At 65.3% G+C, this 5,863-nt stretch carries 6 protein-coding genes; all 6 read left to right on the top strand.

Translation table 11 applies throughout. The features are described 5' to 3' along the window. The coding region (locus NTX40_01355; protein MCX5647736.1) for a hypothetical protein at positions 1–722 on the top strand (722 nt) is incomplete at its 5' end. 698 nt (positions 723–1,420) lie between these two features. Continuing rightward, on the top strand, positions 1,421–2,605 hold the full coding sequence (locus NTX40_01360; GenBank protein ID MCX5647737.1) for a hypothetical protein: 1,185 nt from the start codon (positions 1,421–1,423) through the stop codon (positions 2,603–2,605). Positions 2,606–2,630: 25 nt separating this feature from the next. Continuing rightward, positions 2,631–3,611 (top strand): hypothetical protein, encoded by a 981-nt coding sequence (locus NTX40_01365; protein ID MCX5647738.1) that lies wholly within the window; start codon positions 2,631–2,633, stop codon positions 3,609–3,611. Continuing rightward, positions 3,586–3,945: a hypothetical protein gene (locus NTX40_01370; GenBank protein MCX5647739.1), complete on the top strand. Its 360-nt coding sequence runs from the start codon at positions 3,586–3,588 to the stop codon at positions 3,943–3,945. The genes NTX40_01365 and NTX40_01370 overlap by 26 nt, the downstream gene beginning before the upstream one ends. A 5-nt stretch (positions 3,946–3,950) precedes the next feature. Then, on the top strand, positions 3,951–5,300 hold the full coding sequence (locus NTX40_01375; GenBank protein ID MCX5647740.1) for a hypothetical protein: 1,350 nt from the start codon (positions 3,951–3,953) through the stop codon (positions 5,298–5,300). Positions 5,301–5,484: 184 nt separating this feature from the next. After that, positions 5,485–5,863, top strand: a 379-nt coding sequence (locus NTX40_01380; protein MCX5647741.1) for a class II fructose-bisphosphate aldolase, incomplete at its 3' end; no start/stop codon positions are given.

Below are 5,863 nucleotides of genomic sequence, written 5' to 3' on the forward strand. Positions count from 1 at the left end.
TCCCGTTCGTGGAACTCGCGGGCGAGGGCGACGGGCCGGCCGTCCGCATCGCCTGGGGCGAGGCGGTCGGCGACCTCGCGGCCGAGATGATCCGCCTTTGCCTCTGCTCCGCCAAGGCTTCCGCCGTCGCCAAGGCTTCCGCCGCCGCCCTGCGGGCTTCCGCCTTCGCCGAGGCTACGGCGGACAAGTTGGCGGACAGGTCGGGGGACAAGTCGCAGGGCTACGGCGGACAAGTCCGGCGCGGGGCGGCGCCGCTGGCGATTCAACTCGCGCCGGGCGCCCCGGGCGAGGCGATGGCGAAGGCGTATCGCCGGGCGGTGGCGGGCGCGCGGCTCCGGGTGGAAGAAAACCTCATCGGCCCCGCGGAGCAGGCGGACGGACCGGCCGGTTGGCGGTGGGCCGAATCGCTTCTGGCGGACGGGAGCGTCCGCGGCTTCATCCTGGCCGGCGCGGAGCCGGAGGGAGCGCTCGCGGCCTTGGCGCAGCATGCAGCGCGCATTCCCGACGAGGTGGCGGTGGCGGTGTGGGCGCCGGCCGGAGCGGCGCCGGCCTTCGTGCGGGAACCGGCGCGCCTGGAACTCGACGCGCGCGAGATTGTTCAGGCGGGCTCGGAGATGCTTTTGGTGTTTGCGCGCGGCGAGCCGGCCGCGGACGTCACGATTCGTCCCCGGTTCATTCCGGGCGAGACGCTTCCGCCTGGAGGCGGGCGCCCGAAAAGATAAGTCCCGGGCCTTTGGGGCCGGGACTTACCTCGCGGCACATTGCCGCCGGGTCGGGAGAGGGATTGGGACCCTCGAGACGCCTCAGTCGGGCCGCTCGCGGCCAGGGGCCGGGGCGGCGCGGGGCCGATTCGCGGTCCCGAAGTCCGGCCGACGCGCGGGGCGGAGGCGTTCATCCGCTGGTCGGCGCCGGACCTTGGGTCCGGACCGTCCAACCTCGCGCGGGGCCGGCAACGGGTACTGCCCCTATTCAGTTGTCCTTCAAGGCCCCCCTGGGGGCCGTTGCTCGCGCTGGTGCACTGGGCGCTTCTTCAAGCGGTCGCATCCCGGCGGCATGCCGGACGACCCGCAGCAGCCCGTGCACCGGGGGAAGCGGGCTTTTCAGCCACGATTAAATATACGCGCGAGGGCGCGGCAGTCAAATCCGGCGCGGCGCCGGGAGGAAGGGCGGCCGCGCCAGTGAGTGTAAGTTCTTGCTCTAGAGACACTTATGGCGAAGGCCGGCCCTGCGATTTTGTGGCCGGCGGAACGGCTTTCTGCGGAAGCGCGCTCGAAAGGCGCGCGAAAAATAGTTTGGTCGCCCCCTCGGAAACGAGGAAAATGGAACCAACGCTCCCCGGCCCCCGTCCAAGAGGGCTGAGGGGCGAGGCATGTTAGGCAAGGCTCATCGAATGCGAAGGGAACCAGGTAAGGAGACGGTCATGCGTGCGAAACGGTATGGGTGGGTGGTGGCGGCGCTGGTGGTGGCGGTGCTGGCCCAGTCGGCCGAGGCGCGGATCAAACTGGCGACGCTGCCGGTGCGGTCCCGCGTCGAAATCCAACTGGACAACGCGAACGCCACGCTGGTGGAAGAGGAACGGGTGGTGACGCTGCTGAAGGGGATGAACCAGGTGGACTTCTCGTGGTCGAACACGCAGATCGATAAGTACACGATCCTGTTTCGGCCGCTGGAGGTGGGCGACGCGGTGCGCGTGATCCACGTGGCGTATCCTCCGGGGGAGAACGCGCTGGTGTGGGAGGTGTTCGCCGACAAGGCGGGCCCCGTGCGCGTGCGGATCTCGTACCTCATCGGGAACTTGAACCGCACGTTCAGTTACCGTGCGACGGCGGAGTTTGACGAATCGAGCCTGACGCTGCGGAACTACATCCGGGTGTGGAACTTCTCGGGCGAGGAGTTCGGGGCCTCCGGCGTGTGGGCGGGCATCGGCCAGTACTTCCGCAAGGAGATGGGCCTCCAGGAATCCAAGGAAATGCTCCTCGAAAAGTTCCTGAAAGTGCCCATCAAGAAACAATTCATCTTCAACTGGCGCACCGGCCAGCCGGTCCCCGACGAGCCTTTCCAGAAGTACGTCACCATGCACTACGTCCTGAAGAACGACGAGGCGAACCAGTTGGGCAAGTTCCCGCTGCCGTATGGCAAGGTGCGCATCTTCCAGAAGGACGGCCGCGGGGGCGAGGCGTTCACGGGCGAGGACTGGGGCAAGTTCACCCCCATCGACGACGAAATGAAACTGTACCTGGGCCTCGCGCGCGACGTGAAGGTCGAACGCACCGTCAAACTCAACCAGAACCATGCCGTCCACGGGAACCAGTACCACCAGGAAGTGATCGTCCAGTACAAGGTGCAGAACTTCAAGAAGGACGCGGCCGTGCTGGACATCGAAGAGGACATGAACGTGCTTCGTGACGAGTTCTGCAGCGGCCACAAGGACCGCGACGCGCAGTGGGAACTCGCCGGCGAGACGACCGACAAGGGCAAGGTCGAACGCAAGAGCGCCCAGAAGGTGGAGATCCACGTCCCTCTGCCGGCCGCACCGAAGGAGGCCGACAAGAAGCCCGACGAGGTCGTGTTCCTGCTGCACCTGTTCTTCCGGAACGAATGGTAACCCTCTCTCGCGAAAGGAGCGAGCCATGAAACGCGCACTACTGACGGCGACGGCACTCGTGCTCCTCGCGGGGAGCGCGGGGCTGGCCAGGAACATCGACCTGGTGACCCTGCCGCCGCGGGACACGGTCCAACTCACGATCTACAACTCCGAGGACCTGACCCTGGTGAAGGAGACGCGGTCCATTACCTTTAAGAAGGGCTCGAACCGCCTCCAGTTTTCGTGGGCGGGGACGCTCATCGACCCGACGAGCGTCTATTTCCGGCCGCTGGAACACGAGGGCGAGATCGAGGTGCTGGATACCACGTTCCCGGCGGACCGGCCGCAGGTCCTCATCTGGGAGGTGGACTCGAAGTTTGAGGGCCAGGCGAAGGTGGAGGTCTCCTACTTTACAAGCGGCATCTCGTGGAGCGCCGATTACGTAATGATCACGAACCCGGAAGAGACGCAAATGTCGTGCGACGGGTACGTGACGGTGGTGAACAATTCGGGCGAGGATTACGAGGGGGCCCAGGTTCGGCTCGTCGTCGGCGTGGTGAACCTGGTGGAGAAGATAGCGCAACTCGCGCAGGGCGGTCCGCCGCCCGCGCCGGGGCAGCCTCCGCCGCCCGAGTTGCGCGCCCGGGCCATGAAGATGGCGGTGGCCTCAGCCGAGGCGCCGGCGGGAGGAGCGCCGCAGGCCGCTCCTCGGATCGTGAAGGAAGGCCTCTCCGAATACTTCATCTTCACGGTCGAGGGCACGCAGACCGTGCGCACCGGCTGGGCGCAGCGGATGGTGTCGTTCAAGGCCCGCGAGGTGCCGTTCGAGATCCTCTACCGCCTGCGGGAGCACCAGTACGGCCCTCGGCCGGTGCGGTTCTTCATCCTGGCGAATGACACCGAACACAAGATGGGCGAGTCGCCCCTGCCGGACGGCGTGATCCGGGTCTTCCGCGACAACCACGACGCAGGCGACGAAGTACATCCCCATCAAGGAGAAGGTGGAACTGAACGTCGGCACCGATGATGAGATCGTGTACGAGCGGGTGGTGCTGGACCTGGCGCGGAGCGATTTCATCTTCGCCGGGTCGCCGCCCGTGGTCGTCGGCTGGAACGAGACGCGGAAGTGGCAGGAAGAACTGCGGAACTACCGGGCGAAGGCGATCAAGGTCGAAATCCGTCACGTCCTTCCGGGGCACGTCGAGTTTGCGATGGAGGACTCGCCGAAACTGTTCGACTACCACACGGTGGAATACGTGGTCGAGGTGCCGGCCCGCAAAACGCAGAAGTGGACGAGTGACGGCCTGTTCCACCTGGGGCAGAACCAGAAGCAGAACCGGGTCGAGTTGAAGAAGGATTAGAACCCGTGAGGAGCCGATTGCCCATCGCCGTCGTCGCCGCGCTTCTTGCCGCGGCCGCAGCCCAGGCGCGAAACATCGACCTGGTGACCCTGCCGCCGCGGAACACGGTCCAGTTGACGATCTACAACTCCGAGGACCTGACGCTCGTCAAGGAGACGCGGTCGATTACCTTCAAGAAGGGCCTGAACCGTCTCCAGTTCTCGTGGGCGGGGACGCTCATCGACCCGACGAGCGTGTACTTCCGGCCGCTGGAACACGAGGGCGAGATCGAGGTCCTGGATACCACGTTCCCGGCCGACCGGCCGCAGGTGCTCATCTGGGAGGTGGACTCGCAGTTCGAAGGCCAGGCGAAGGTGGAGGTGTCGTACTTTACGTCGGGCATCGCGTGGTCGGCGGATTACGTGATGATCACGAACCCGGAAGAGACGCAAATGGCGTGCGACGGGTACGTGACGGTGGTGAACAACTCGGGCGAGGATTACGAGGGGGCCCAGGTGCGCCTCGTCGTGGGAGTCATCAACCTCGTCGAGAAGATCCAGCAACTCGCGCGCGGCCGCATGCCGGCCAAGAATGGTGATAAGAGGCTTCAGAGGGGGGCTCTGCTTGATGCGATCCAGCAGGCAGACGTGGCCTCTGATTCATTCGAAGACCTTGGCCCGTTCGCGTCCTTTAAGCGCGCCCCGCGCATCGTCAAGGAAGGCCTCTCCGAGTACTTCATCTTCACGGTCGAAGGCGAGCAGACGGTGAAGAACGGCTGGGCGCAGCGGATGGTGTCCTTCAAGGCCCGCCAGGTGCCGTTCGAGATCCTCTATCGCCTGCGCGAGCACCAGTACGGCCCGCGGCCGGTGCGGTTCTTCATCCTGGCGAACGATGAGGAACACAAGATGGGTGAGTCGCCCCTGCCGGACGGCGTCATCCGTGTCTTCCGCGACAACGGCAAGGACGGCTTGGCGTATTACACGACGCAGGCCACCAAGTACATCCCCATCAAGGAGAAGGTGGAACTGAACGTCGGCACGGATGACGAACTCGTGTACGAGCGGGTGGTGCTGGACCTGGCTCGGAGCGACTTCATCTTCGACCACTCGCCGCCCGTGGTCGTCGGTTGGAACGAGAAGCGCAAGTGGCAGGAAGAGGTCCGGAACTACCGGGCGAAGGCGATCAAGGTCGAAATCCGCCACGTCCTTCCAGGGCACGTGGAGTTTGCGATGGAGGACTCGCCGAAACTCTTCGACTATCACACCGTGGAGTACGTGGTCCAGGTGCCGGCGCGGCAGAAGCAGAAGTGGACGAGCGAGGGCCTGTTCCACCTGGGACGGAATGCGAAGCAGGATCGCGTGCGGCTGGGAGAGTAGCGAAGCACGGCCGGACAAGACCGGCCGTGCCACCCGCCGATAACCACCACACAAAGCCCGGGGATCGCCACGGCGACCAAGGATTGCAATCCCCGGGCTTGGTGTTATACTGCCCGCGCTCCGCCGGGGCGAAAACGACGGCGGAGGAACACGAACGCCGCAAAATCGGAAAGGAGTGCCCAAGATGCCGCTTTGCCCGATGCGACAGATGCTCGATGAGGCCCGCAAGGGCGGGTACGGCGTGGGGGCGTACAACGTCAACAACATGGAGCAGATCCAGGCCATCCTGGCCGCGGCGAAGGAGACCCGCTCGCCCGTCATCATCCAGGCCAGCCGCGGGGCCCTCGAGTACACGAACCTCGTGTACCTGAAGCACCTGATGGCGGCGGCGGTGGAGGACAACCCCGGCTTGCCCATCGTCCTGCACCTCGACCACGGGCCGAACCTCAAACTCTGCAAGGAAGCGATCGCGATCGGCTTCACGAGCGTCATGATTGACGGCTCGATCGATTACGACACCAAGACGCCGGACGGCAAGCACCCCGCGCGGTCGTTCGAGGACA

The organism is Planctomycetota bacterium (assembly GCA_026387035.1).
GTDB lineage: Bacteria > Planctomycetota > Phycisphaerae > FEN-1346 > FEN-1346 > JAPLMM01.

What these genes read in the sequence shown, in the direction of transcription:
- NTX40_01360 (MCX5647737.1), top strand. Translation starts at nt 1,421, where the DNA reads ATGCGTGCGAAACGGTATGGGTGGGTGGTGGCGGCGCTGGTGGTGGCG.
- NTX40_01365 (MCX5647738.1), top strand. Translation starts at nt 2,631, where the DNA reads ATGAAACGCGCACTACTGACGGCGACGGCACTCGTGCTCCTCGCGGGG.